This is a genomic window from Desulfitobacterium nosdiversum, from assembly GCF_049860565.1.
Classification (GTDB): domain Bacteria; phylum Bacillota; class Desulfitobacteriia; order Desulfitobacteriales; family Desulfitobacteriaceae; genus Desulfitobacterium_A; species Desulfitobacterium_A nosdiversum.
Genome location: NZ_CP172056.1, coordinates 1,957,193 through 1,983,046, shown reverse-complemented (window position 1 = coordinate 1,983,046; position 25,854 = coordinate 1,957,193). Strand labels below are relative to the sequence as shown.

Sequence of the window (25,854 nt, the reverse complement as noted above, 5' to 3'; positions counted from 1 at the left end):
ATACTACTAACTAATTGTTCGAACTTATGAAGGGTGGTACAATATGGATAAAGAGAGTAATAATATTGAGAGGGATGTTGATATGGCAATTGCCAAAGATCCCAAAAACGGTATTCAACAAAATATTGCAAATGAACATAAAAGGAAAATTTCTAAAGCACTTAAAGAAGTTACATCACAACATTCTAAACTCCTCAAGAAATTGGCTGAGTAGTTATGGATGATTTCGAGCTTCTGTGTATCGAGGATATTCTTGAGATTCACAAAGAAGCTATTGAAATGTTTGGCGGTAGTCTCGAATTCTACAAGGATACTGAGCTTAGAATTAAAAGCATTCTTGACCAACAATACCCTCATTTCGGCTATGATAAATACCCTACTCTCTTTGAGAAAGCAGCTATGCTTTGGTATTTCCTTACCAAAAATCATTGTTTTGTAGATGGAAATAAAAGAGTTGCCTTTATGCTGCAGCGATTCTATTGAAAATTAACGGATATTCTGACCTGGTCAATGATGATGAGGCCTATGATAAGGCGATTCAGATAACATGTTTACAATTTACCAGTGAGAAATTGGACGTTTATCTCAACGAATTATCCAGTTGGCTAAAAGAGCGATTACTAAATAACGCAGATCTCGTTTAGGGGTCTGTTTTTCTTTTTCTTGACCATTAAGGGTAACATGCAAGGAACATTCAGCTAACGTTTAGGAGTTCCCTCAGCGCCCCAACCACTTGCATCATTCTCTAGTTGCGGGAACTCTGAGTTATAGGAAGTCACTAACTGTTCACTAATCCTGAAATAGTTGTTTGAAGAACCTTTCTGGATTAGTGAGAAAGGACTTGGTTAAACGATAGTGGTCTGTTTCTTCATAATTAATCTGATTAAATCCGTCTTCATCACATTGGTAAATAATCGCTCCTGGGTAAGCCATTAAAATAGGTGAATGGGTTGCAATAATAAACTGTGCGTTCTTTGCCTTTTCCAATTCATGAATGATACTTAAAAAAGCGAATTGGCGCTGAGGTGAGAGTGCTGCCTCCGGTTCATCAAGAATGTACAAACTCCTTCCGCCAAATCGGTTCATGAACATTGATATGAATGCTTCTCCATGAGATTGCTGGTTTAAGGACTTTCCACCATAAGCGTCATAGACTTGCCTACCTCCCGAATAGATATCTTTTGCCATTTCATCTAAGTGTTTAGCAAAGTCAAAGAAAGTTTCTGATCTTAGAAAGAAGCCACTATTTATTTTGGGCATCCAGGATAATGTTAAAATCAAAGACAATAATGTACTCTTGTCTGATAACTCAATGTCATTATTCCTACTACCGCCACCAATTCCAAAACCACACTGATAGGCAATCGCCTCAAGTAGGGTTGATTTCCCTGTCCCATTTTCGCCAACGATGAAAACAACATTATGGTCTAGATCAAGCGAATCTAAATTTGAAATGGCTGGTACGTTATATGGATAGTCATCTCTATTGTCTACGCGCTCCCAGTTAAGCGATATTTTCTTTAGATAGGACAATGTTACATCTTTCCTCTCCTAGACCCCAAATCAGGTGATTTCCTATAACGGTTTCGTATTCCTGTAGCGCTATACTACTTTCGTTTTGGCCAAGTTACGGGAACACCTTGTTATATAAAGTTGCGCCCCCAGATGCTCGCCAGAGCAATAAGACCAAATATCAATACTATTATTCCTGAAACCTTATTTACCCATATCAATCCTTTAGTGTTAAATCTCTTTCCAAGGACATCAATAATCGTACTCAAAGTCAACCACCATAGGCCTGACCCGAAAAATACACCTATTACCAATACTAACGATGAGTAATAATTAGTTTGAATTGTCCCTATGCCTAATCCAGCAAAGACGGCTACAAAAGAAATAATCGTCATTGGATTTGTAATTGTGAGTATAAATGTAGAAAAGTAATTCCCTATTAGCCCATGTTTGTTAGACGATATTATCTCATCTGAGGGTTTTATTTTAAATGTCTTAATTCCCAAATAACCAAGAAAGAGTCCCCCCATAAGCCTTAGCCATATTTGTTGTCCAATTAAAAAGTTTGATATGCTTGTCAACCCGAAACCCGCGATCATTCCATAAGCTGCATCTGCTGTAGCCACGCCTATTCCTGACAAAAAGCCAGATAACCTTCCTTCTGCCAATGTTCGCCTTATACAAAGAACTCCAATTGGGCCTACTGGCGCCGCAATTGAAAACCCGATGATTACACCCTTAATCAAAAACGCTAAATCCACATCCTCAAATCCAATCTTTCGTACGCAATTTTATATAACTTCTCGCAGGTACCCGCTGCGTCCTAACCACATTCATCTGTTCTAAGTGGTGGGAACCTGCTGTTCTGCGACGTAACGTGCCCCGTGACTCAGACAGCGCCATGGACGGTACTGCCTTGAACATTCACCTGCAAGACTTCCAGATCACAAAATAAGAAGAATGTGTAGGCTCCCTTCAACTTAACCATTATTTTTAAACTAAGATAAAAGCGCACATGTACTCCTTCATTTATAACATTATATACAAAATTGAATATACATTTATTCCTACTAAGACCGCTCCAACTATCGTGTTAAAAGCAATATCCTTCTCATTTTTAATCCTCTTAATAAGAAACACAGAATTGACAAATAAAAGCATGGATGATGTCACTGCCAAAATAAACAATATTAGATGCATATCTCCACCCCTTTCTGCAAGCTTTCATATACCTATGCCAAATGAGTAACGATGCGCATAATTCTTGTGTAACTAATTATGCATGTTGCAAAGCAATATACATGTGTTTAACCTGCTCTAAATACAAAATATTTTTACTTTTTGTTACCTTAAAACTCAAATTGTCCTTTGCGTCAAACATAACAACACCATTTTTATAATCTGAGCTATCGAAAGATATATAAAATCCATTATCTGAAGGGTAACCGTATACATAGCAAACCACTTTTCCATCGTTCATAAAAACTATTTGATTCATTCCTTCATTTAATGTCTCACTTATTTCATCCCATTCATAACCTATTGCATTATATATCTTATCTTTAGGCGTATAGGGCTGAAATGAATATACCATATCCCATTCAAATGGCGTTATATCTGATAAGTTTACTGTTTCAATGTTTTGCCCAACTGATAATACTTTGTCTGTTAACAACTTTGAATTTACATCCCATAAATCCTTCTTAATCGGACTTATTAGAACAATAGCACTTAGTAAACCAATAACAGTAATCGCTAATATCCTTAATAACGATTTTATTACTTTCAAAGCGAGACTCACCTCCCTCTATATAACTATGTTTCGCAGTTTGTTTATAGGATGCTGCACTTATAGGACATGACCTATATAAACTATTATATTTCACCTTTAAGAAACAATCTGTGGTACACCTGATCGTTGCGGTCTGTCTAATGAACGGGCTCGAAGCACCATAGAGACCAGACCTACCTTCGCCAGCCAAAGAGAAAGTTCGACATGAACCAATTTTCATCCTTCCGATGGTGCCGCGCCATCGGCATGGGGGTCTAATGAGTTATATGATGCGCGCTCCGACTTCTTACTCAGAGGCCGCCACGGATGGCGTCCCCTCGAACCCTTTATAAAGTCTAATACGCACTGTCTTTGAGGAAACCTAAGATATTATTATTTTTTTATTAAACTGGCTTAAGTAATGTTAGATTTATCTATTTACTCTGGCTTGAATATCCAAAAAAACCGCGCTATAGCGAAGCCAATAAGGAGTATAAACAAACAAAATACGTTTATCATAAAATCTTCAGCAGTTCCAACGCCTACACTTGGAATGTTTTGATTTACACGTGATTTTCGCAATTCAGGTGCTAGATCATTACCAACAGAGTCAAATAATCTTAACTTTGGCCAATAACCAGTCTTAAATTCGTAGATGTCAATGAAGTTTGACTCACTCACGCTATTTGAATACAGAATCTCTGGATTCGAGTCAGTCGTAACGTATTCATAATAAGTAATATTAGGTACACAGTTTATCCCATAAATAGCAACATAATCTTTACTACCAATGGTAAAGGGGTGTGCCTCTACAGAAATGCCACTACTATAGTTTGCAGAAAGTGGAAGCCATCGCAGATTTAGACCACGCTTAAACACTGCTAACCCCATAAAGTTTTCATATCGTTTATCAGTAAATGACACTAACATCCGATTATCAATTTTTTCAGTTTGTATAACCGTCACTTGTACATCATCATTAAAAAGATAATCTGTTAAGGTTTCAGAAATCTTTTGAGGTTCCGCCGATGAAGAATATTCCGTTCCATAAAGCCAAAAAGCTAGTATCACCGTTAATACTATTATGGCGATAGCTATTTTCCTATATTTATTCATCAATTTCTCCTCTAAAAATATTCTCTACAAAATCTTATGGCATTTTATTCTATAAATATGATAATAGCTACAAAGCTGTTCTCTAGAAAATCCGCGCATGGACGAGCGTCCTTTTGCGTACGGTTTCGCATAACTTCTCGCAGATTCCCGCTGCGCCCCAATCACATTCATCTGTTCTAAATGGCGGGAACCTGCTGTTCTACGATGTATCGTGCCCCGTGACTCAGACAGCGCCATGGACGGCGCTGCCTTGAACATTCACCTGCAGAACTTCCAGATCACAAAATAAGAATGATGCGTCGTAATTAATGTGATAGTAATACTTAAATGTATTCTGTCTTAAATTAGAAAGCACCTATTTTAATGCCAACAACAATTGTATGAATCATAACAAAAAATAAAAAAGCAGCTACTCCGATATGCAAATATCCTAATTTATATTTTTCTTTTTCCTGTGAAATAGTCTCCATACCCATAAATAGCATCATTAAGCTAAGACTTCCTTGCATAAAAATTCGAAGGAACCAGTTTTCTATATTAAAGAATGACAAAACCGCAAAAATCAATGTTGTAACGGAAAAAAATTTATATAAAATTCTTAATAGCCCCTTTTCCAACACGAATTTCATAAACATAAACCACACCTTCTTTTTGCTACGCTTTATGCTACAAGTGCGACCAGCAACCACACCGTAATCCGTACATGGACGCGCGGTCTTTGCGTATGGTTTCGGACGTTTTCGTGTTCCCGTAGCCCATACTACATTCATATTGGCAAAGTTACGGGAATGTGTTGTTATACGTCGTTTGGCAAAATAAAGCATTCACAAGTAATTAGTATTTGCACATCAATGTTCAACTCTCAACGATTTTTGGTAAGAATAATGAATCTTTCTAAGAGGACACCTACACTAATTCCAATACTATATGAAACTAAATCACTCCACAAAAAACTGTAACCCAAAACTAATCCGCCTAACCTTGTCTGTCTTAACGAGTCAATCCACTGTGAATGATACAATTGACTTATCTCAATACCGAAAGAAAACAAAAAAGCTAGTACTGCAATCCATCTTGTCTCTATAGTCCTAAATATGAGGCCGAAAAGGAAATAAACCATGAGTGCCCATAAAACATCACCCAAGTATATATTAATCCAATTAGGTAAATGTACTGACAAATATCTGGCGCCCAGACCTAGTATCACAACAATAATTACCAAAGCAAAATATGTAAAACCATTCCTCTTAACTAACATAATGGCAATCCTCTCAACGAATATTGCTATCTCTAAAAAACTCTTAGAGTTTGAAAGGGACTATATGATGAAAACTAATAATTTCCTTCATTATACATTCATTCTGAAAACAAATAGACCGAACATGACGTATAACTGTATTCCCGCATTTCGCAAATTCTCCAAATATGGAGGGATTGCGAACCTGTTTCGTATATCTTTATTGTACATGTCTTCGCCTTATTGGAATAAATATCCTTCTTCAGAATAGAAAAAGACAGAGAACAATGCACATTGCACCGTTCTCTGTCTTTTCGTTTCAACTGATAATTTGAATTTAAGCGTGAGCTTCTAACATTTTAACGAGATCAGCTTTTCCACGGAAGCCAACGATTTTATCAACCATTTGACCGCCTTTGAAAATACCGAGGGTCGGAATGCTCATAATTCCATACTTACCCGCAACCGGTCCTTGCTCATCAACATTCAGCTTACCGATTGTAATCTTGCCTGCATATTCTTCAGCCAGCTCTTCAACAATTGGAGCCACCATCCGGCATGGTCCGCACCAAGCTGCCCAAAAGTCAACTAAGACAGGCTTCTCTGAGCCCAAAACATCTTTCTCCCAATTTTCTGCGGTAAACGTTTTAAGATTTGCTCCTGCCATTTCAAATAAACCTCCTCAAATACTGTTTGTTTCACCCATTATAAAGATACTTATCCGTACCAGGGTTATCGAAACATGGAACCTAATAATTAACGGACAAATTTTGTGAGTACACTAATGAGTTCTTCGACAGCGGCATCTTTATCGTCTTCTACAAGTGCTTTCTCTAAACAGCCGCGTGAATGATGTTCGAAAATCATGGTACCCACCTTGTTAATCGCAGCTCTCACCGCTGCAACCTGAACCAAGACATCCGTGCAATACTTGTCACTCTCAATCATGCGCTGGAGTCCTTTGACCTGACCCTCAATTTTCTTCAGACGACGGATAAGATCTTCTTTCGCTGGGGAATAGGGACACTCATCATGCATATTATTCGCTCTCCCATATACCCGTAGGGGGTAGTTACATGTTCATTATATTCTCTAATATTTTCTCTGTCAAACTCTTTTTTGTTTAATTACATTTTTGTTTTGAGCTCAGGAATATTCGTTTTGATATGAAGCTCTTTGAGCTGTTTATCCGCTACTGGAGAAGGAGCTTGACTCATTAAATCTGAAGCGCTTTGCGTCTTCGGGAAGGCAATTACATCGCGGATTGTATCCTTTCCTGTAAGAAGCATGATTAAACGGTCTAGACCAAAAGCCATTCCGCCATGCGGAGGCGTACCATACTCGAAGGCTTCAAGTAGGAACCCGAACTGGGCTACTGCTGCTTCTGGTGTGAATCCAAGCAGTTCAAACATCTGCTCTTGGACTTCACGGCGATGAATCCGAATACTCCCGCCTCCTAATTCAACTCCGTTTAAGACCATATCATAGGCTTTAGCGCGTACTTTTCCCGGTTCGGTTTTAATAAGCTGTACATCTTCATCCATAGGAGCTGTAAACGGATGGTGAATGGCCACATACCGTTTCTCTTCTTCATCCCATTCTAAGAGCGGAAATTCGGTAACCCAAAGGAAACTTAACGCACCTTCAGGAATCAGCTCCAAGCGTTTAGCCAGCTCAAGACGAATATGACCCAGAGCATCAGCTACAACTACGGGTTTATCGGCAATAAAGAAGAGGATATCGCCGGCTTCACCGCGCATAAGCGTGATCAGTTGATTTAACTGATCTTCCGTAAAGAATTTGGCAATTGGAGATTTGACGCCTTCTTCTCCCAGAACAATATAAGCAAGACCTTTAGCCCCGAATTGATGTACATATTCGACCAGGCCGTCAAGCTCGCGGCGAGGCATTCCTGCACAGCCCTTGGCGCAAATTCCTTTAACTCGGCCTCCCTTAGCCAGGGTATCTGTAAACACTTTAAAATTGGAATCCTTAACAACCTCCGCAACGTCTACAAATTCCATGCCAAAGCGAGTATCCGGCTTGTCAGAGCCATATCGCTCCATCGCTTCTTGATAAGTTAAACGCTGGAAGGGACGAGATATATCTTTTCCCAATGTTTCCTTAAAAATGCGAACGATCAATTCTTCCATCATTGGTAAAATATCTTCGATCTCAACAAAGGACATCTCCATATCCAATTGCGTAAATTCCGGTTGACGATCCGCCCGCAGGTCCTCATCACGGAAGCAGCGTGCGATTTGGAAATATTTCTCCATTCCAGAAACCATGAGCAATTGCTTAAAAAGTTGAGGAGATTGAGGAAGAGCATAAAATTCACCAGGATGAACCCGGCTCGGGACAAGGTAATCACGGGCACCCTCAGGGGTGGACCTAGTCAACATAGGAGTCTCAATTTCGTAGAAACCTTTGCTGTCAAGGAAACGCCGCATAATTTGAGTGACTTGATGACGGGTTTTAAAAACCTTCTGCATTTCCGGACGGCGCAAATCAAGATAGCGATATTTAAGACGCACGGTTTCATCAACATCGACATCATCTTGAATATAAAAAGCAGGGGTTTTGGCTGTATTTAAAATTTCGAGTTCTTGAGCTACGACTTCAATTTCACCGGTAGCCAAATTTGGATTTGTAGCTCCGTCGGGTCTTTGACGAACTTTACCTAAAATCGAAACGACAAATTCAGATCTTAAACGTTCCGCTTCTGAGAAGTTAGGAATATCCGGGTTAAAAACGACCTGCACTAAACCTGAGCGATCACGAAGATCAACAAATATAACTCCGCCATGATCTCTGCGGCGCTGCACCCATCCTAATAAACGAACGGAATCTCCGATGTTGGAAACCCGCAAGCTTCCTGCTTCAATACGTTCTGCCAAAACTGTCATTATTGTTCCTCCCTATATTTCTGAATAAGTTCTTCTTCTGTCTCTGCAAAAGGCAATTCTGTTTGTTCGCCGAGGGTTAAGTCACGTAATATGACAACCTGCCGGTTCATTTCATCTTCTCCGATTATTGCGGCATACCGGGCTTGTGCTTTATCTGCTGTTTTCAGCTGTGCTTTTAGACTTCTGCCCAGCAAATCGATACTGGCGGGAATTCCTTTACGTCTTAACTGACTGACAAAGGTAAAGCATTTCTTCTGAGCCTCTTCACCTAAGGCGACAAAACGAACAAATTCTTTTTTCGTCAAATTGTTTAATGGGTTGGAGGCTTGTAAGGCCGCTAAAACGCGTTCCATTCCCATAGCAAAACCAATTCCCGGAGTTTGAGGACCTCCGACTTGTTCAACAAGCCCATCATAACGGCCTCCGCCGCAAATTGCGCTTTGCGCCCCGATATTTTCTACCAAAACTTCAAAGGCTGTCTTGCGATAGTAATCTAAACCGCGGACAAGACGCGGATCTACCTTAAAGCTTACCCCAGCCGCTGTCAAAAGCTCTTTTAATTCCTGAAAATGTTCCAAACAGTCCGGGCAAAGAGTATCTAAGGTAGTCGGTGCACCTTGTGTTATCTCTTGACAGGTTGGATTTTTACAATCCAAAATCCGCATGGGATTCCGTTCAAACCGATCCTGGCAATCCTTGCAAAGCTGTTCACGGCGCGGAGCTAAGAATTCCTGGAGCTTTGTCCGATGCACAGCACGACACGTTGGACAGCCTACAGAATTAACATGGACTTCCAGTCCTTTTAATCCTAACCGCGTATATAAATCCCAGACGAGTGTAATGACTTCAGCATCAACTATGGGCTTGTCCGCCCCAAGAACTTCAACTCCGAATTGATGAAATTGGCGGAAACGTCCGGCTTGCGGCCGTTCATAACGAAACATCGGTCCCATATAGAAAAGTTTGACGGGGAGCTGCCCCCCATATAATTTATTTTCTACATAAGCCCGACAAACCGAAGCGGTCCCTTCCGGCCGTAAAGTAACCGACCGATCTCCTTTGTCAAGAAAGGTATACATCTCCTTATTGACAATGTCCGTCGTCTCCCCTACTCCCCGTTGAAAAAGCTCCGTTGCTTCAAATATAGGGGTACGAATTTCCTCATAACCGTATTCTCGGCAAATTGTACGAATATGCTGTTCAAGGTCTTGCCATTTTTCAATAACGCCTGGAAGTAAATCCTGGGTTCCTTTGGGACGCTGAATACTCATATATATATAATCCCTCCTTTTAAAGCATAAAAAAAGCTCTCAATCCCTTGCCGATAAGCAAGGGACGAGAGCTCCCGTGGTGCCACCCTTGTTGACGAAAAATAAATTTTTCGCCCACTTTTTGGTTTTTAACGGAACCGCCCGACTCTTTTTCCTTTTCTTAGGGTGTCCTCCTAAGCGTCTCTCAGACCGGTTTCAGTCCTGCCGGCCCTCCCTGTTCGAGAGATATTGCACAGTCTCTTCCTAAGAATTTAATCAAGGAATCAAGATAAATATCCTTATAATTTTACATCATACAAAATATAGATAATCTTGTCAATCTAAAGAAACTATTATTAGATTTTAATATTCTGTGCATAATCTGTTCCTAATGTACAATTATACGTCTAATTATAGTTTTACATTTTTTCTATAGGAAAAGGTTACTCTAAAAAAAGAAACAATCCATAATTGTAAAACGAGGAGGAATTATTGTGACCAATAAAAAAACGGATAAAACCCGTACTCATGCACCCAATCCGGATGATAAAACCCCAAAGCCCAATCAGGCTGACCGTTATCTTAGTCCAGACTGATTGGATCAACAGAAGATACGTATTAAGGCCGGGGAAACCCGGTCTTAATTTTTAACTGCGTTTCCTGCGGGTGCGACAACATATAATCTCGAAATCGTAAATATAGCAACCGCTGTCCAGATAAAGCTAAAACTGAAAACGTGAACCATTGAAAAGCTTTCTTTATAAAGAAAAACTCCGAGAAGCAAACTTAATGTGGGAGAAACATATTGAATAAACCCGACTGTCGCAAACGGAATCGTTTTTGCTCCTTGCGCAAACCAGAGAAGAGGGGTCGCCGTAACAACTCCGCTGCCGGCAAGGAGCAGCATCGTCCAACCATTGATTTTTCCTAAATCGATTGCACCTTGCCCTTGAAAAAAAGTTAAGTAAATAAGCCCTGCAGGGACCATAATCAAAGTTTCAAGAGCAATTCCCGTCAAAGCATCCGCTTGAATCAATCGTTTCGCCAATCCATAAAGCGCAAAGGTTATAGCCAAGGATAAAGCAATCCAGGGTATCTTTCCGAATTCTACGGTTAAAATCAAAATTCCGATGGCAGCAAGTGCAATCGAAACAACCTGCCACCGATCCAGCCGCTCATGTAAAACAAGAATACCTAAAAGAACCGTGATTAACGGATTAATGTAATAGCCTAAACTTGCCTCCACGACATGATTACTGTTAACCGCCCAAATATAGATCAGCCAATTCAGGGTAATGATAAACGAACTTAGAACGAGGCTCAAAACAGTCGTAAGGTTTTTAAATAGGGACCATGTCTTACCCCATTGTTTTTTTAAGCTGAGAAGAACAGCGACAAAGACGAATGACCAGATAATCCGATTAGCGAGAATTCCCATGGGTGATATCGTGTTCAATTGTTTCCAATAGATTGGGAGCAACCCCCAAGCACTGAACGCCCCCATTGTGTAAATAATCCCTTTTGTCTGCTCAGAATGATTGTTATAATTCAGCATCCTTTATCCCCCAGAATTTTCGTGAAAGCTACGACTTATTTTATCGGATAACTAACCCCAAGATCAAGAAAATTTCATTTTTCGGTATGATTAATCCAGTCTTTGAGAATTTTCCACTCTTCTATTTTCCGTTCCAAGCTCATCGTATTTGCAGGGCTTGTCGAAGGAAGTGCCTTATATATCAATCCTTCCTTGAGATTCAAACCGACCTGACGCTGATATACGTCAAAGGCCTTTTGCCCGTTAAATGCCAGGTAGTGAATATTGGGATATTGGGCAAACAGCTCGGCAAACCTATTGGGTTCAGGAGATTTAATATTGGAGTCGAGGCTTCCCTCCCGCTCACAGGCTGCGATAACGTCCCAAAGAGCGAGTTGATTACGAAGGACAAATTCTAGTTTTTGAGCGTAAGAAATGTCCAACTGCTGTCGTCTGTTCGATTTATAATTATACTTCTCTTTATGTTCGTTCACTTGTGCATAATCTGACCGTTCAAGGACTTCTTTTTCGATCAATTCGTCTTTGTTATCTTGTCTGTTATCTTGATCAAACAGAATCTCCATAATCCGCCAAAATTGATTTCGAGAATTGGCATAATACTCCTGCCTTTTCAGTGACTCCTCGCTTGGCATAGAACCGAGAATCAAGATGTGTGAATGATGATCAATTACCGGTTTAAAACCTTGAACTATCATTACATCCTCCCCATAAATACATAAGGCATAAAAACATAAGACCGCCTTCTTCGAGGGCGGCCTTGCACTTCCCCAATCTTTAATCCAAGTTCTTCTTAAACTTTTTAGCCGCAAGTGCGATCAACAGAACCGCAAACACGCATAACGCCGCCGCATCCTGCCACAGATACTCAATTCCAATCCCTTTAAGGAAAATTCCCCGCACAATTTCAAGGAAATAGGTCAAGGGAAGGAGTCCGCCCAGGATCTGCAAAAACTTAGGCATGGTCTCTCGCGGAAATATAAAGCCTGATAAAAGAATGGACGGCAAGATCAGAAGAAACGTCATTTGCATTGCTTGAAGCTGAGTTTTTGATACAGTTGATATCAGAAGCCCAATCGCCAGAACTGTAAAAATAAAAATCGTCGCTAAAAGGATAAGCAGAGTGATACTCCCTTTGGGGTATACTCCAAACCAAAAGATTCCCACCACTAAAATGAGGGATAAGGAGATAAAACCAATCAATATGAACGGTACAAGTTTACCTAACAGCAATTCCAAAGAACGTACGGGTGTAACGACCAATTGCTCCATCGTTCCTCTTTCTTTCTCCCGAACCATCGAAAAAGCAGTCAGCATCGCAATAACATTTTGAAGAATAAGCCCGATTAAACCCGGAATGTTAAAAACTGTCGATTTCATATCCGGATTATACCAAACGCGAGTTTCTACATTGATCGGCATTGAGGAAGAACCAGTGCTTCCTTGTTCTTGCAGCCGTTCATTCTGAATCTGCAAAGACTTATTCAATCCCAGAAGTTGAACCGCCGAAGTGGCTGCCCTTGCAACCGTTGGATCAGAACCATCCATCAAAACCTGAACCGTAGCCTGTTCTCCCCCATTTAAATTCTTTCCATAATTCGGGGGAATCACAATGGCCACACGGGCATGACCGCGGTCCAGTTTGTCCTCAACTTCAGGGTACCCTTGGACATAATAATCGGGGTCAAGATAGTTCGTATTCTTAAAAGCCTGGATAATCTCACGACTTGAGGTGCTCTGAGACTGATCCCAAACCACTGTTGGCAAATGTTCAACATCAGTGTTCACTGCATACCCAAAAAGAAGAAGCATAATTACGGGCATTCCTACCGCGATTGCTAAGCTAGCGCGGTCTCTGCGGATTTGGATAATTTCTTTTTTTAGGATAGACACAAAACGGGTTATATTAAAATTGAAAAATCGCATCAGAGGGGCCTCCTTTGCGTAAGAGTCTGATTGCGCGGATCCTCTGGGGCTTCATGCTCAACATAATGAATGAAGAGGTCATCGAGGTTATCTTTTCCTTCGCGAGCTTTCATTTCTGCCGGTGACCCAAAAGCAATCAAACGTCCGTAGAAGACAAAACCGAGATAGTCGCAGCTTTCAGCTTCATCCATGTAATGGGTGCTCACAAGAATCGTTATCCCTTCACGCGAAAGCTGACGGATAATATCCCAAAAAACACGACGGGAAACCGGATCAACTCCTGCCGTCGGTTCATCCAAAACAAGGAGCTGCGGTTGATGGAGCAAGGCACATCCTAAGGCTACCCTTTGTTTCCATCCCCCCGATAGAGACCCTACAAGTTGGCTGAGCCGATCCTGGACACCCATCCGCTCGATGACTTCTGCTTTTCTCTTTTTTGCTTCCTGCCCTTTTAGGTTATAGATTCCTGCATAGAAATCGAAATTCTCGGCAACCGTTAAATCCTCATACAGGCTGAACTTCTGCGACATATAGCCGATCCGCTGTTTGATCTCCTCGGATTGTGTCAAGACATCATAGCCTAAAACTTTTGCTTTTCCTTCTGTAGGAAGCAAAACTCCGCAAAGCATTCGTATTACGGTCGTTTTCCCCGCTCCATTCGGTCCGACAAAGCCCAAAATTGAACCTGCAGGCAATTCAAAGCTAACGCCACTCACTGCGGTGTAATTTCCAAAACGCTTCATTAGCCCCTGGCACTCAATGGCGAGATTCATATTCTCACCCCTCACTGAAATAAAACGTCAGCAGGCATCCCCGCTTTAAGCACGTCTTTTCCCTCATTTAATTTAACCTTTACGGCATAGACCATTTTGGTGCGTTCTTCCTTAGTCTGCACGTTTTTAGGTGTAAACTCCGCCTGATCGGAGATATAGATAACCTCACCCTTAAACGTCTGGTTTGGATAAGCATCCACGCTGACACGGGCTGCTTGGCCAATCTTCACTAACTTAAGTTCAGCATCAGGGACATAGACCTTAATCCAAAGATCTTCCGGGTTGCTTAAGGTAATGATCGGCGCTCCCGGGTTGACGACTTGCCCCGGTTCCACATGGCGGTAAAGCACCACTCCATTAAGCGGGCTTTTAATGACCGTTTTTTCAAGCGACAATTGGGCAGCATTTACTCCCTGTTCTGCAACATTGGCCGCTGATTTCTGAGCCTCGATCGAAGGTTCGGTAAAGCCTGCCAAGGCCTGATCAAGGCTGGCCTGGGCTGCATCCACCTGAGCTTTAGCACTTTCATGCTGGGCGGTAACTGAATCCAGTTTATTCTGCTCAGCATCCACATCTTTCTTCGATATTGCCCCAGCACTGTAAAGCTGTTTTAAATCCGCTAGATTTTTTTCTTCAAACTGTACATTTTGAGCCAGCCCATCTTCTGTCGCTTGGGCCTGCGACAGGACAGCCCGTAAACGGCGAACTTCCTCCGAACGGGACCCGTTTAACATATCATTGAGTTTAGCCTGTGCCTGCTGAAGCTGTCCTTTGGCGCTTTCCAAAGAAATTTTTGCGGCCCGGTCATCTTGACGGGCAAGAACATCCCCGGCTTTCACACTCTGTCCTTCCTGAACAAGGACTTCCGTCAATTTTCCGCCTTGTTCCGGTTGAACCGGTACTACTGTCGTCTCAATCGTACCTGAATAAGTACGATCTCCAGATTTATTCCAGAGATTATTCTTGGTTCCCAGCCAAACGGCGGTTCCCAGAACTGATATAAAAAGAATTAGGGCAATGACTCTCCTTTTCATGGGTGTCTCCTCCTTGATCTAAACTACGAGCTCCATCGAGAAAAATCTGAATAACCCCTTTGATTTCTTCGCAGTTCTGTCGTGTTTCTCCCATCGGTGGAAATAAGGAAAGGGAAATGAGATAAAAGGCAAAGGCTCCGACTAAGGAACGGGCTAAAACCCAAGAATCCATATCTTGACGTAATTCTCCTTTTTTTTGCCGTTGCTCAATAAACCGGAGAAAAAACTTCTGGCTGGGGAGAATTACTCCATTCATTAAGGCTTCTTTTAATTCCGGGTGAAAATTAGCTTCCACCAAGATTACCTTTAACAGAGGGAAAATTCGTTGTACATGCCGCTGACGGTCTTCCATGATGATAAGCAGTACCTCTTCAAGCGGAAGCTTCTCATTTTCGGTCAAAAGCTCTTGCAATGAACCGGAAACTCCAGGCCCGACCAGATTCTGCATGAGTGGAATAATCGTTGCTAGAAGAATATCTTTTTTGGTTTTAAAATGCCTGAAAATCGTTCCTTCCGCTACGCCTGCCGCACGGGCAATCTCACTGGTTGTTGCTGCGCTGTATCCCTTTTCCAGAAAAATCGTTAATGCGGCTTTCAAGATGTTCCATTGCTTTTCCGTGAGTTGTTCATGAGGACTTCCTTCCCCCTGCCAGTGAAAATTAAATAATTTTTCAAATTCATCCATGGCGTTTATTCCTCTCTTATATTGAGTAAAAGCAATAATTAAGTGAGTACTTACTCATATTTTCCGCTAAAATTTTTTATTTGTCAATACTTAACTTCATAACCCGCGTTTGATGAATCTCTCTCCACCGTTCCAAATACACCTGCCAATTTGAAGGATGCTGAAGATTAACAAGCGAGTAATCCTCCGGATTAATGATTTTACTGGAAGCACCTGCCCCAAGTCCAATCACAGATTGACGTTCTTCCATAATTCCAATATTATAACCGCACTCTGCACCAGGCAAGGCAAAGCCAATATTCTCAAGATTCCCTGCAATATGCTTTTGCCGATAGAGGTAATAGGGATGCATGCCTAAAGCCTGGGCACTTGCAAGTACGCTTTTCTGCATGTCCTCCATTTCCCCGTTTAAATTCTGAACTAGCCCGGCTTCATGCTCTTTTGAGCCTCTTTTAATCGAAAGGACATGGACAGTAAGGTTATCCGGTTTTAACTCTCCGATTTGTTGAAGAGATTCTTGGATTTCATGAACACTTTCGCCCGGAAGGCCTAAAATTAAATCCATATTGATCTCCCACCCCGGTATTTCGCGGGCAAGAGCATAGATATTCACGATATCTTCAACAGAATGGGCTCGTCCAATCCGCTTCAATGTATGATTATGCATTGTTTGCGGGTTAATGCTTAAGCGGTTAACCCCTTGTTCGCGAAGAGCTTGAAGCTTATCCTTCGAAAGTGTGTCTGGACGTCCGGCTTCTACAGAGAATTCAAGGTCCTCTGACATTGGAATATTCTTGCGGATCCATTGCAATAAATCGGTGAGTTCAGAAATAGTGAGAATCGTAGGAGTGCCCCCACCCATATAAAAAGCACTTGTAAAGCATCCGGTTTCCTTCATCCACGCGCCCGTAATCCGAATCTCCTCATAAAGCCCCTTTAAATAAGCATGAAGCGGTTCTCTTCCTCGCTGCAGGGAATAGGCGGGGAAAGAACAATAGGTACAACGCGTTGGACAAAAAGGAATGCCGACATAGACAGCGACCTGCTCCGGATGGGCCATTATCTTTTTAAGGAAAGGACGCTGAATCTCCACAACTTTTTGCAAAAGCCGGACTTTATCCTCTCTTATTAAATAGTATTTCTCTAAAATACGTTGTGCTTCCGCTTTTTCAATTCCCAAGTCATTTAAGCGATGTAAAATTTTGCTGGGTCTTATACCTGTTAAAATTCCCCAGGGCGGTATATGTCCGGTAACTTGAGCCAGTAAATGAAAGAGTCCATGTTTAAGCAAAACCTTGCGTTCCGTTTCTTTCCCTGCCTTAGGGGAGGCAAGAATAGCCTCAATCTCCTGGTCATTCAGCTTAATTTGATCTGTACCTCTTGAATTGAACTGCGCATAAACCTGTTCCTTATAAAAACTCGCCGTAACAGAATATGGCCGCTCTGAGAAAGCTGCCTCAACCTCGATAACAGACGCTCTAGCCAAGACAAGCTGGTCAGCAGCATCGCGCTTATCATCCGAAGCCGAAGCAGCAGGGGCTGAATTGAATGAATCCCAAGATTCCGCAGCTTCAATAATCCGTACTTTAGTCTCCGGAAAAAAAGCACGGATTAAGGAAAGTCCCGCTTCCAATTCGGAGCGGGAAAAACTTTTACTTGTAAGTTTAAGATTGTGAGGCCGAGTAATCATTTGATGGTTCCCTGTAAAAACGGATTTTCTCTTTTTTCCTGACCAATTGTCGTCGCTTCCCCATGTCCGGGAAAAACTAAGGTGTCTTCAGGCAAAACCATCAATTTTTTTTGAATGCTGTCGATGAGCTGTTCATAATTGCCTCCTGCAAAATCCGTGCGGCCAATTGAACCGGCAAAAAGCGTATCTCCGCTTATAAGCCCATCAGGGGTCAGGAAGCAGACACCCCCTTGGGAATGTCCTGGGGTCGCTAGAACCGATAGATTAAGATTTCCAACCATGAAATTCTGACCGTCTTCAAGGTAGAAATCAACAGGTCGAACTGTGATCAAAGGTCCAAACAAGGTCGAAAGATTTTTCTTGCCATTCGTAAGCATTCCTGCATCTCCCGCATGAATGCCCACTTTGATCCCAAATACATCTCTCAGCTCATCTACTGCGCCAATATGATCCGGATGTCCATGCGTAAGTAAAATATATTCCAACTGGTATCCCTTTTCGAGAACCCAACGCTGAATTCGCTTTGCCTCCGCCCCGGGATCAATCAATATGGCCTTTTTGGTTTCCGGACAGCTGAAAATATAACAATTTGCTCCCATTACGCCCATTGCACGACTTTCAAGCATTATGCTCATCTCCCTTTCTAATCACGTTCCAAAATCTTAACTAGAAGGTCTTCTCACTATCTAAAAGTAAAGTTACTGGTCCGTCATTGACTAAATCTATCTTCATATCCGCCTGAAAAATTCCTGTCTCGACTGAAACTCCGCGTGCAGCGATTTTAGCCGCTGCCTCGTCATAAAGAGCTTTCGCCTTTTGAGGGGGGGCAGCTGTTGAAAAACTGGGACGTCTGCCTTTTCGGCAATCTCCATAAAGGGTAAATTGAGAAACAAGCAGTATTTCGCCCTTTTCCTCAAGGATTGAACGATTCATTTTTCCCTCTTCATCTTCAAATACCCTTAAACCAATGATTTTATCAACCATCCAATCCAAGTCTTGTGAAGAGTCCTCCCTACCTACCCCAAGCAAAACCAAAAAACCTTTTGCAATTTGGCCAACGGTTTCACCGTCGACGCGAACAGCAGCTCTGCTTACACGTTGCACTACACTCCGCATGATTATCCTCCCGAATAAACGCGTTCGACAGAAGTTACATCTTTAACCTTGCGTACCTTTTGCATGACATTATATAAGTGACCCAAGTTTCTAATCTCAATGCTTAACTGGATATGGGCCATTTTATCTTTGCTTACCCGAGCATTGATTCCTAAAATATGGGTACGCGTCTCCATAACCACATTCATTACGTCCGTAACGAGTCTAGCTCGGTCTAAACCGAAAATTTCAACATCGACCGGATAAATCGTATCAGCCTGGGCGTCATCCCAAACCACCTCGACCATTCGATTCAACTCATCTTCATGGTGTGCTTTTATATTATCACAATCTCGGCGATGAATCGATACACCGCGCCCGCGTGTAATATAGCCTACAATATCATCCCCCGGCAGTGGATTACAGCATCGGGAGAACCGGATAAGAATATTATCCACGCCTTTGACCCGAACCCCTTGGCTCGCTTTACCGTAAGTATTTGACGGTTTAGCCTCTCCCTGCTGGAGCGATGCTAATTGGAGCTTTTCCTTTTCTTCCTTGCTTAAATCATCCCGCAGTCGCGTCAAAACTTTAGTAACAGTGACCGCTCCATCCCCCATAGCCGCATAAAGATCTTCCAGTGTAGCAATATTATAACTTTTAGCAATCGCCATAAGGGTCTCGGGCTTAAGAAATACAGCGGGATCAAATCCAAGCTTCCGGGCTTCGCGCTCTAAACCCTCGCGGCCCCGAACAATATTTTCTTCTCGTTTTTCTTTTTTGAACCATGCACGTATCCGGTTTTTGGCTTGTGAGGTTTTGACAAAGGACAGCCAGTCCCGGCTCGGACCGTTTCCCTGTTTTGACGTCAGTATTTCAACAATGTCTCCATTGGTCAGTTTCGTTTCGAGTGGAATAATTCGGCTATTGATCTTTGCTCCCACACAACGATGTCCTACATCCGTATGAACGCGATAAGCAAAATCAACGGGGCAGGAACCTGCCGGCAGCTCAACGACATCGCCTTTAGGTGTAAACACGAAGACAGTATCCGCAAAAAGATCGATTTTCAAAGACTCCATGAATTCTCCTGCATCCCGAGAATCATGCTGCCACTCAAGAAGCTGACGAAGCCAAGAGAGCTTTTGTTCAAAACTGCCGGACTGAGCTTTGCCGCCCTCTTTGTATTTCCAGTGCGCCGCAATACCATATTCAGCCGTACGATGCATTTCCCAAGTTCGAATCTGTATTTCAAACGGTTCTCCATGCGCACCGACAAGCGTTGTATGCAGTGATTGATACATATTCGGTTTAGGCATCGCGATATAATCCTTAAAACGCCCGGGAAGCGGTTTCCACATGGTATGAATGATACCTAGCGCACCATAACAATCATTGACTGAATCCACAATAACACGAATTGCCGTTAAATCATAAATTTCACTCAGTTCCTTCTTCTGAGTGACCATTTTCCGATAAATGCTGTAAAAATGCTTCGGCCGTCCGGCAATATCAGCCTTTATTCCAACTTCTTCAAGCCGGGGCCCCAGCTGCTCAATCACTTCATTGATATGAGCTTCCCTCTCACGGCGCTTAAAGGCAATCCCTTCCGACAAATCATAATACTCTTGGGGCTTTAAATAACGAAAAGAGAGGTCTTCCAACTCCCATTTAATGCGAAATATCCCTAATCGGTTAGCAAGAGGAGCAAAAATCTCTAAAGTTTCGCGAGCAATCTCTTTTTGCTTTTCTACTGTATGATATTTTAAAGTCCGCATATTATGAAGGCGGTCTGCCAATTTGATGAGGATTACACGAATGTCCTTAGCCATGGCTAAAAACATCTTGCGCAGGTTTTCAACCTGCTGTTCGACTTTTGATTTATATTCGATCCGTCCGAGCTTCGTAACGCCGTCCACCATTAATGCGACCTGAGGACCAAACTCCTTTTCAATATCAGCAATGGTGTACTTCGTATCTTCTACCACATCATGAAGAAGGGCAGCCGCAAGCGTCGCTTCATCCATTTCCAATTCAAGCAGGATTTTAGCCACTTCAAGAGGGTGCTGGATATAGTCTTCTCCCGAATTGCGAAGTTGTCCTCGGTGTGCTTCTTCTGCAAAACGATACGCTTTTTCCACCAATTCTGAACCTTTTGGAAAAACTTTTCGCACACTCTCTAAGAATTCGCTTTCCGACATTCCTTAACCCCTCTCATTAATACTGCACGAGTGAAAAGACCGGATATTTTTTGAGCTTCTCACGTCCGCCCAACTCACTCAATTCGATTAGAAAGCTCATTCCTACAACTTCAGCACCAATTTTTTCAGCCAGACGAGCTGTTGCGAGCATCGTTCCACCTGTCGCTAAGAGATCGTCGACGATAGCAATTCTCTGACCTGCGTGCAAATCAGCCGCATGAACTTCCAGAGTATCTGTGCCATACTCTAGCTCATACGTTTCACTGACTGTCTCGCCAGGGAGTTTACCCTGCTTACGTACGGGCACAAACCCAACCCCTAAAGCATAGGCAAGAGGGGCTCCCAACAGGAATCCTCGGGCTTCCGGTCCAAGAATCAGTTCTGGTTTCCATGGCAGGACTTTATCAACTAAGGCATCAATTGCTTTATGATACGTTTCTCCATTTTTTAATAGAGAAGTAATGTCTTTAAAGGATATACCCGGTTTCGGGAAATCCTCGATCACGCGAATTTTCTGCGCAAAATCCATGAATCTGCCGCCTTTCTTTCGTCTATACTATAATTTACACCATTTAATGGTCATACGTCAAAAATTCCGAACCAGAACTCTTTTCCAGCTTGGACCAAGGAGCTCTCACAAATTCTTCGGCAAAACACCGCAAATTCTCCCAAGTTTGCTTGCCCACATGATAACGCAAGGATGAGTCTAAATCTAATTTTTCTCGTGTTGGAATCCATTCGATGGATATCCGCTTTGTTCCTCCTAAAATCTTGATTAAGCCCAATTCTTCAAAGATTTTAAGCGCTTCCAGCGAATCCTCATTCTTTTGATCATCCACTGCCCAGAAAAATCGACGATGCCCATCTGCATCTTTCGCTGATTGAGCTAAAGAGCGATAAATCTTGATCAGTTTTTCGCGCGATTGATAGCCTGCCCTCCGTTGCACTTCTTCAGCGGTCAGCTTCGATTGAGCTATTGCCCAGCACGAAGAAAGATGTTCTGAAAACAGCGGAGTATTTATGCACTGCCATTCTTCCCAATCATGCGGCAGCCCCAGGAAAAGAATAAAAATCCAAGGTTCATCTTGTTCCGTTGGCGGCACTTTTCCCCGCACTCGGTCTTGATCCAAAGGATGTTTAAGAAATTCGTCCAAAGAAATCCAACCGGGCTGCGGCAGCAAACCATTCCATACTCTTACAAGATGATATTGCTCTGGTGTAATCCCTGCCTCATGCGTTAACGCGTGTAACCACTGCTCACAGCCATAAATCCGCCAATCATAGCCAGTTAAGGGCTCAGCCGAAGTCGCGGCAATTTCAGTTTCACCCTGTAAAAGTGCCTGAACAGCAGCATCTTGAGTAAGATTTCTTTTCTGCCAGGTTGCCTCTGGCTCAATATCCTTAAGAATCAACTGAACCTGATCCGGTCCGCGAAATGTATTCCAGTCCAATCCAAAGGTAATATCCACATTTTGCATTTGCTGAAGGTTTTCTGCCTCTTCTCCTCTGCGAAAGGCAATTCCCTCCCATTCGCCGTTTGAACCAAAAAGACACTTCAGATGTGCTTTATCTTTACCGACTGTATTTATGCTTTGCAATGGAAACTGTTCTCCTGCCAGTACTGGACTTGGATTGCCGAACCCAAAGGGAGCAAGCTGCTCCAATTGCGATAACAGGTCTCCATTTACCGAAGATAGGGAAAGAATTTGATCGACTTTTACTCGCTCATAAAAAAGGTCCTCTGGAAAAACCTCCGCAGTCTTATTAAGACCTTCACGCAACGCTGAAATATTGGAACATTTTAAGGAAAAGCCCGCAGCTTGACTATGTCCGCCAAATCGTTCCAGTAAATCAGCCTGTTCTTTAAGTGCATTTAATACATGGTAACCTTGAATTCCTCGGGCAGACCCTTTGGCTTCTTCACCATCCTCAGAAAGCAAATAAACAGGGCGATAAAAGCGTTCCACTAAGCGTGAAGCTACAATTCCAATAACTCCATGGTGCCAATGGGGTGCCGCAAGAACGATAACACGAGGGAGAGGCTGCTGCTCGAGCATAGCAAGGGCTTCCTCCAATATCTCCTTCTCCGTGTCCTTCCGCTGAGCGTTTTCTCGACTTAAAAAACGAGCTAACTCCTGACTGCGTTCAGGATTACCCGTTATTAGCAGCTCTAGGGCTGCTTTCGCGCTCTCCATTCGACCTGCCGCATTGATTCGCGGAGCGACTAAAAAGGCAATCTGCCCTGACTTAATCGGCTTACGATGAATCCCGCATTCCTCAAGCAAAGATTGAACACCTAAATGAACGGTTTGCTCCATTTGCTTTAACCCATAAGATACGATAACTCGATTTTCATCAATCAACGGAACGATATCGGCAATTGTCCCTATTGCCACAATATCAAGGATTTCGAGCTCTGTAAGGATATCATCCCTTTTTACGCTCACATCGGCAAAACGCTCAAGCAAAGCTTGAGCCAGCTTAAAAGCTACTCCAACCCCTGCAAGCTCACGAAAAGGATAACCCGAATCAGGCACTTTAGGGTTTAAAATTGCAAGCGCCTCAGGCAGCTGCTCCGGCGGTTCATGATGATCTGTAAGAATAACCTGTATGCCCAGCTCCTTTGCATAGCGCACTTCCTCGACTGCCGTTATCCCGCAGTCAACCGTAATAATCACTTTAACCTTTGCCTGGGCTGCTTTGAGAATAGCCTCTTTATTGAGTCCATATCCCTCATCCATACGATTGGGAATATAAGCGACCGTTTGGAAATCTAAATCCTTCATAACTTTATACAGCATAGCTGTACTTGTCACGCCATCTACGTCATAGTCCCCGTAAATTAAAACCTTTTCATTTTGACATTTGGCCAATTCAAGCCGTTCTATCGCCTTGTTCATCTCTCGAAAAGCCCACGGAGAATGTAAATTAAGCAGGGATGGTCTTAAAAAGTCCACCACCTGCTTCTTTGAATGCACTCCACGACGAGCTAAGATGTCGGCGACGACCGGCGAAAGCCCTAATCGTGTTTGAATTGTATCCGAAATTCGTTTAACCGGCTGTGGTTTTATCCAAATCTTTTTCAATCTAATTCCCCCACAGCTCATTATAAGCCAGCCTGAAAAGCTCTTGCAAGAAAATCCTTGTCTTAATTCTTTTGAAGTACAGTTTTATCTTCTAAACTTCTATTGCATCCCGCCTGAATATTGTCACAAGCAAGGCATTTTGAGGAACTATCCGAGCATGGCTCGGTATGGATCAGGATATTCGTTCTTGGCAGTTTTTCTTTGATTTCCAGTTCAATTTGATCACAAAGCTCATGGACATCAAGAACCGACTGGTACTTGGGAACGACTAAATGAAGATCAATATGACGCTCTGAGCCAGACCGGCGGGTTCTTAATTTATGGAATTCAACAAATTGACCAGAATATTTATCCAGTACTTCAATAATGATTTGATATTCTGCCGGTTCAATGCTGACATCGACTAAAGGCATAAAGGCTTCTTTCGTCAAATCATACGCAGTTTTAATAATCAATAAGGCTACAAAAATTGCCACGATGGGATCGAAAATAGTCCAGCCCGTAACTTTCATGAGAAGTAAACCCAAAAATACTCCTGCCGAGGTATAAACATCTGTTCGCAAATGCAATGCATCTGCTTCCAAAGCAACGGAATCCGTTCTCTTAGCGACCCGCATCAGTAGCGTCGATACAATGAGGTTAGCCGTTGCAGAAAAGCCCATGATGAGAAGACCCCAACCGATTTTTTCAACGTTTACGCCTTCAGTCAGTTTATGAATAGCTTCGTTGATAATCATAATGGCTGCCACAAAAATAAGCAGCGCTTCGACTGTTCCAGAAACATTCTCAATTTTTCCATGTCCGTAAGTATGCCTCGCATCTGCCGGTTTATCTGATTCCCGCACTGCAAAAAGAGCGATGATTGCAGCCATCAGGTCAATCCCCGAATGGATCCCTTCTGAGAGAATACTGACTGAACCGCTGATAAGACCAATCACTACTTTACCCACAGTTAAGACCGTATTAGATAAAACCGAAATTGAAGCAACTTTAGTTTTTTCTTGCATTTGAAACTCCTCTTTACTCTTAATCAAGGTTATAGGATAAAATAAAAAGGGCTTCCCAACGGAAGTCCCACGAATTTCTTCGCTGCCCTTTTCATAAGGCCCAGCACAAGCCTGACGCTTATATATTATAATCATAAAGTAGCAAAAAAGTTCATGATAGTCAAGCTTTTTAAAAAATTTTATTAAATAATTTTTAGGACCCTTTACTAAGTTAAACTAGAACATTGCCAAAGATAATCCAACTTATTCCCAGCAGCGTTCTCCATAGAATCGGCGCAATTCCCCAAAAGATCTGTTTCTTGCCGCTTAACTTAACAAGTCCGGTTCCGCTTACAAGAGCCCATACAATCAAAGCTATGAATGGCGACAGAAAGGAACCGAAAACGACCAGGCTGGTCATTCCTCCGGCTAAGCCCATAATAAAGTCATTTTGCTTTGCCTTTTGGCTCAACCAAAGAAGAAACAACGCAGCCGTAAAAACACAAAGGAGAAACGGAATCTCCCATACCCAAAAATTTTCTTGCCTTGCCAGCCAAATAAGTATACTAAGAATGATCGCGGCACCTGTAATACCACGAATTCCAGCCACAACTGTCATTCCTGCTGCTAAAAGGAACAGCCCTTCTATTATTAAATAGATCAAAAACGTCAAGGGCACTCTCCTCCTTTAACTCTTGCTTTGTCCTTAATATCTCCACGCCAAGAGCTGCTTAAAACTTTATAAATAGATTATCCACAATTGTCATTTTTTGTATACGTTGCATATTTTATACTATCTTTTAACTCTTTCTCAAAACACTATACTTTAAAGGGGGTCTTCTCTATGTGGTGGCGTTTCTGGGGTTTTCCTCGTTTTCCTTTTTTCGGTTTTCCGTTCTGGGGCTTCCCGTTCTGGGGTTTCCATCGTAGGTGGTGGTGGTAATCACATCTTTTAGATCTTAAGTCTTATGCTCTCAAATATGTGATATAGCTGTTCAGACTGCTTGCCCAGCCAAGCAGTCTTTTTTATG

At 42.3% G+C, this 25,854-nt stretch carries 26 protein-coding genes; 2 read left to right on the top strand and 24 right to left on the bottom strand.

Going from position 1 to position 25,854, the window contains the following annotated elements:
* Positions 1 to 43: 43 nt before the first annotated feature.
* Positions 44 to 214: a hypothetical protein gene (locus tag ACHOLT_RS09460; RefSeq protein WP_425807542.1), complete on the top strand. Its 171-nt coding sequence runs from the start codon at positions 44 to 46 to the stop codon at positions 212 to 214.
* A gap of 2 nt (positions 215 to 216) precedes the next feature.
* Positions 217 to 483, top strand: coding sequence for a type II toxin-antitoxin system death-on-curing family toxin (locus ACHOLT_RS09455; RefSeq protein ID WP_425807540.1), 267 nt, complete (start codon positions 217 to 219; stop codon positions 481 to 483).
* A 306-nt stretch (positions 484 to 789) separates the two neighbouring features.
* On the opposite strand, the gene ACHOLT_RS09450 is transcribed toward ACHOLT_RS09455, so the two are convergent.
* The 24 genes from ACHOLT_RS09450 to ACHOLT_RS09335 all read right to left on the bottom strand — a co-directional run bounded on the left by ACHOLT_RS09450 (position 790) and on the right by ACHOLT_RS09335 (position 25,502).
* The gene (locus tag ACHOLT_RS09450) at positions 790 to 1,533 is read right to left on the bottom strand and encodes an AAA family ATPase (RefSeq protein WP_425807538.1); all 744 of its coding nucleotides are present in this window, start codon (positions 1,531 to 1,533) and stop codon (positions 790 to 792) included.
* A gap of 110 nt (positions 1,534 to 1,643) precedes the next feature.
* Positions 1,644 to 2,273, bottom strand: a complete 630-nt coding sequence (locus ACHOLT_RS09445; RefSeq protein WP_425807536.1) for a LysE family translocator — start codon at positions 2,271 to 2,273, stop codon at positions 1,644 to 1,646.
* Positions 2,274 to 2,788: 515 nt separating this feature from the next.
* Positions 2,789 to 3,301 carry a hypothetical protein gene (locus ACHOLT_RS09440; RefSeq protein WP_425807534.1) on the bottom strand — a complete coding sequence of 171 codons (513 nt, stop codon included), beginning with the start codon at positions 3,299 to 3,301 and terminating at the stop codon, positions 2,789 to 2,791.
* Positions 3,302 to 3,721: 420 nt separating this feature from the next.
* Positions 3,722 to 4,399 (bottom strand): hypothetical protein, encoded by a 678-nt coding sequence (locus tag ACHOLT_RS09435; protein ID WP_425807532.1) that lies wholly within the window; start codon positions 4,397 to 4,399, stop codon positions 3,722 to 3,724.
* Between the two features lie 344 nt (positions 4,400 to 4,743).
* Positions 4,744 to 5,169, bottom strand: a complete 426-nt coding sequence (locus tag ACHOLT_RS09430; RefSeq protein ID WP_425807531.1) for a hypothetical protein — start codon at positions 5,167 to 5,169, stop codon at positions 4,744 to 4,746.
* A gap of 92 nt (positions 5,170 to 5,261) precedes the next feature.
* Positions 5,262 to 5,657 (bottom strand): DUF2809 domain-containing protein, encoded by a 396-nt coding sequence (locus ACHOLT_RS09425; RefSeq protein ID WP_425807529.1) that lies wholly within the window; start codon positions 5,655 to 5,657, stop codon positions 5,262 to 5,264.
* A gap of 316 nt (positions 5,658 to 5,973) precedes the next feature.
* Positions 5,974 to 6,303: a thioredoxin gene (gene trxA, locus ACHOLT_RS09420; RefSeq protein ID WP_425807527.1), complete on the bottom strand. Its 330-nt coding sequence runs from the start codon at positions 6,301 to 6,303 to the stop codon at positions 5,974 to 5,976.
* A gap of 89 nt (positions 6,304 to 6,392) precedes the next feature.
* Positions 6,393 to 6,674: a metal-sensitive transcriptional regulator gene (locus ACHOLT_RS09415; RefSeq protein WP_425807526.1), complete on the bottom strand. Its 282-nt coding sequence runs from the start codon at positions 6,672 to 6,674 to the stop codon at positions 6,393 to 6,395.
* Positions 6,675 to 6,763: 89 nt separating this feature from the next.
* Entirely contained in the window at positions 6,764 to 8,545 is a 1,782-nt protein-coding gene (gene aspS / locus ACHOLT_RS09410; protein WP_425807525.1) for an aspartate--tRNA ligase, read from the bottom strand.
* Positions 8,545 to 9,816: a histidine--tRNA ligase gene (gene hisS, locus ACHOLT_RS09405; protein ID WP_425807524.1), complete on the bottom strand. Its 1,272-nt coding sequence runs from the start codon at positions 9,814 to 9,816 to the stop codon at positions 8,545 to 8,547. Before hisS ends, aspS begins: the two co-directional genes overlap by 1 nt.
* A gap of 619 nt (positions 9,817 to 10,435) precedes the next feature.
* On the bottom strand, positions 10,436 to 11,350 hold the full coding sequence (rarD, locus tag ACHOLT_RS09400) for an EamA family transporter RarD (RefSeq protein ID WP_425807523.1): 915 nt from the start codon (positions 11,348 to 11,350) through the stop codon (positions 10,436 to 10,438).
* A 74-nt stretch (positions 11,351 to 11,424) separates the two neighbouring features.
* The gene (locus ACHOLT_RS09395) at positions 11,425 to 12,045 is read right to left on the bottom strand and encodes a DNA-deoxyinosine glycosylase (RefSeq protein WP_425807522.1); all 621 of its coding nucleotides are present in this window, start codon (positions 12,043 to 12,045) and stop codon (positions 11,425 to 11,427) included.
* A gap of 79 nt (positions 12,046 to 12,124) precedes the next feature.
* The gene (locus tag ACHOLT_RS09390) at positions 12,125 to 13,273 is read right to left on the bottom strand and encodes an ABC transporter permease (protein WP_425807520.1); all 1,149 of its coding nucleotides are present in this window, start codon (positions 13,271 to 13,273) and stop codon (positions 12,125 to 12,127) included.
* On the bottom strand, positions 13,273 to 14,046 hold the full coding sequence (locus ACHOLT_RS09385; RefSeq protein ID WP_425807518.1) for an ABC transporter ATP-binding protein: 774 nt from the start codon (positions 14,044 to 14,046) through the stop codon (positions 13,273 to 13,275). Before ACHOLT_RS09385 ends, ACHOLT_RS09390 begins: the two co-directional genes overlap by 1 nt.
* 11 nt (positions 14,047 to 14,057) lie before the next feature.
* Positions 14,058 to 15,080, bottom strand: coding sequence for an HlyD family secretion protein (locus ACHOLT_RS09380; protein WP_425807516.1), 1,023 nt, complete (start codon positions 15,078 to 15,080; stop codon positions 14,058 to 14,060).
* Complete coding sequence (locus ACHOLT_RS09375; protein WP_425807514.1) at positions 15,004 to 15,765, bottom strand: TetR/AcrR family transcriptional regulator; 762 nt, start codon at positions 15,763 to 15,765, stop codon at positions 15,004 to 15,006. Before ACHOLT_RS09375 ends, ACHOLT_RS09380 begins: the two co-directional genes overlap by 77 nt.
* A gap of 76 nt (positions 15,766 to 15,841) precedes the next feature.
* Positions 15,842 to 17,455 (bottom strand): coproporphyrinogen dehydrogenase HemZ, encoded by a 1,614-nt coding sequence (hemZ, locus tag ACHOLT_RS09370; RefSeq protein ID WP_425807512.1) that lies wholly within the window; start codon positions 17,453 to 17,455, stop codon positions 15,842 to 15,844.
* Positions 17,452 to 18,081: an MBL fold metallo-hydrolase gene (locus ACHOLT_RS09365; protein ID WP_425807510.1), complete on the bottom strand. Its 630-nt coding sequence runs from the start codon at positions 18,079 to 18,081 to the stop codon at positions 17,452 to 17,454. Before ACHOLT_RS09365 ends, hemZ begins: the two co-directional genes overlap by 4 nt.
* 40 nt (positions 18,082 to 18,121) lie before the next feature.
* A complete protein-coding gene (gene dtd, locus ACHOLT_RS09360) occupies positions 18,122 to 18,571 on the bottom strand; it encodes a D-aminoacyl-tRNA deacylase (protein ID WP_425807508.1) in 450 nt (149 codons plus the stop codon).
* Between the two features lie 2 nt (positions 18,572 to 18,573).
* Positions 18,574 to 20,751: a RelA/SpoT family protein gene (locus ACHOLT_RS09355; protein ID WP_425807506.1), complete on the bottom strand. Its 2,178-nt coding sequence runs from the start codon at positions 20,749 to 20,751 to the stop codon at positions 18,574 to 18,576.
* 16 nt (positions 20,752 to 20,767) lie between these two features.
* Positions 20,768 to 21,280: an adenine phosphoribosyltransferase gene (locus ACHOLT_RS09350; RefSeq protein ID WP_425807504.1), complete on the bottom strand. Its 513-nt coding sequence runs from the start codon at positions 21,278 to 21,280 to the stop codon at positions 20,768 to 20,770.
* A gap of 43 nt (positions 21,281 to 21,323) precedes the next feature.
* On the bottom strand, positions 21,324 to 23,858 hold the full coding sequence (recJ, locus tag ACHOLT_RS09345) for a single-stranded-DNA-specific exonuclease RecJ (protein WP_425807502.1): 2,535 nt from the start codon (positions 23,856 to 23,858) through the stop codon (positions 21,324 to 21,326).
* A 41-nt stretch (positions 23,859 to 23,899) separates the two neighbouring features.
* Positions 23,900 to 24,979, bottom strand: a complete 1,080-nt coding sequence (locus tag ACHOLT_RS09340; RefSeq protein ID WP_425807500.1) for a cation diffusion facilitator family transporter — start codon at positions 24,977 to 24,979, stop codon at positions 23,900 to 23,902.
* Positions 24,980 to 25,055: 76 nt separating this feature from the next.
* Positions 25,056 to 25,502 carry a hypothetical protein gene (locus ACHOLT_RS09335; protein WP_425807497.1) on the bottom strand — a complete coding sequence of 149 codons (447 nt, stop codon included), beginning with the start codon at positions 25,500 to 25,502 and terminating at the stop codon, positions 25,056 to 25,058.
* Between the last annotated feature and the right edge of the window lie 352 nt (positions 25,503 to 25,854).

Bases quoted from the DNA above. Each gene is read 5' to 3' on its own strand.
- ACHOLT_RS09415 (WP_425807526.1), bottom strand. From the start codon at position 6,674: ATGCATGATGAGTGTCCCTATTCCCCAGCGAAAGAAGATCTTATCCGT.
- ACHOLT_RS09390 (WP_425807520.1), bottom strand. From the start codon at position 13,273: ATGCGATTTTTCAATTTTAATATAACCCGTTTTGTGTCTATCCTAAAA.
- ACHOLT_RS09435 (WP_425807532.1), bottom strand. From the start codon at position 4,399: ATGAATAAATATAGGAAAATAGCTATCGCCATAATAGTATTAACGGTG.
- ACHOLT_RS09385 (WP_425807518.1), bottom strand. From the start codon at position 14,046: ATGAATCTCGCCATTGAGTGCCAGGGGCTAATGAAGCGTTTTGGAAAT.
- hisS (WP_425807524.1), bottom strand. From the start codon at position 9,816: ATGAGTATTCAGCGTCCCAAAGGAACCCAGGATTTACTTCCAGGCGTT.
- aspS (WP_425807525.1), bottom strand. From the start codon at position 8,545: ATGACAGTTTTGGCAGAACGTATTGAAGCAGGAAGCTTGCGGGTTTCC.
- ACHOLT_RS09395 (WP_425807522.1), bottom strand. From the start codon at position 12,045: ATGATAGTTCAAGGTTTTAAACCGGTAATTGATCATCATTCACACATC.
- ACHOLT_RS09350 (WP_425807504.1), bottom strand. From the start codon at position 21,280: ATGGATTTTGCGCAGAAAATTCGCGTGATCGAGGATTTCCCGAAACCG.
- ACHOLT_RS09375 (WP_425807514.1), bottom strand. From the start codon at position 15,765: ATGGATGAATTTGAAAAATTATTTAATTTTCACTGGCAGGGGGAAGGA.
- ACHOLT_RS09430 (WP_425807531.1), bottom strand. From the start codon at position 5,169: ATGAATGTAGTATGGGCTACGGGAACACGAAAACGTCCGAAACCATAC.
- dtd (WP_425807508.1), bottom strand. From the start codon at position 18,571: ATGCGGAGTGTAGTGCAACGTGTAAGCAGAGCTGCTGTTCGCGTCGAC.
- ACHOLT_RS09455 (WP_425807540.1), top strand. From the start codon at position 217: ATGGATGATTTCGAGCTTCTGTGTATCGAGGATATTCTTGAGATTCAC.
- ACHOLT_RS09380 (WP_425807516.1), bottom strand. From the start codon at position 15,080: ATGAAAAGGAGAGTCATTGCCCTAATTCTTTTTATATCAGTTCTGGGA.
- recJ (WP_425807502.1), bottom strand. From the start codon at position 23,858: ATGAGCTGTGGGGGAATTAGATTGAAAAAGATTTGGATAAAACCACAG.
- ACHOLT_RS09460 (WP_425807542.1), top strand. From the start codon at position 44: ATGGATAAAGAGAGTAATAATATTGAGAGGGATGTTGATATGGCAATT.
- rarD (WP_425807523.1), bottom strand. From the start codon at position 11,350: ATGCTGAATTATAACAATCATTCTGAGCAGACAAAAGGGATTATTTAC.
- ACHOLT_RS09365 (WP_425807510.1), bottom strand. From the start codon at position 18,081: ATGCTTGAAAGTCGTGCAATGGGCGTAATGGGAGCAAATTGTTATATT.
- ACHOLT_RS09340 (WP_425807500.1), bottom strand. From the start codon at position 24,979: ATGATTATAATATATAAGCGTCAGGCTTGTGCTGGGCCTTATGAAAAG.
- trxA (WP_425807527.1), bottom strand. From the start codon at position 6,303: ATGGCAGGAGCAAATCTTAAAACGTTTACCGCAGAAAATTGGGAGAAA.
- ACHOLT_RS09425 (WP_425807529.1), bottom strand. From the start codon at position 5,657: ATGTTAGTTAAGAGGAATGGTTTTACATATTTTGCTTTGGTAATTATT.
- hemZ (WP_425807512.1), bottom strand. From the start codon at position 17,455: ATGATTACTCGGCCTCACAATCTTAAACTTACAAGTAAAAGTTTTTCC.
- ACHOLT_RS09355 (WP_425807506.1), bottom strand. From the start codon at position 20,751: ATGTCGGAAAGCGAATTCTTAGAGAGTGTGCGAAAAGTTTTTCCAAAA.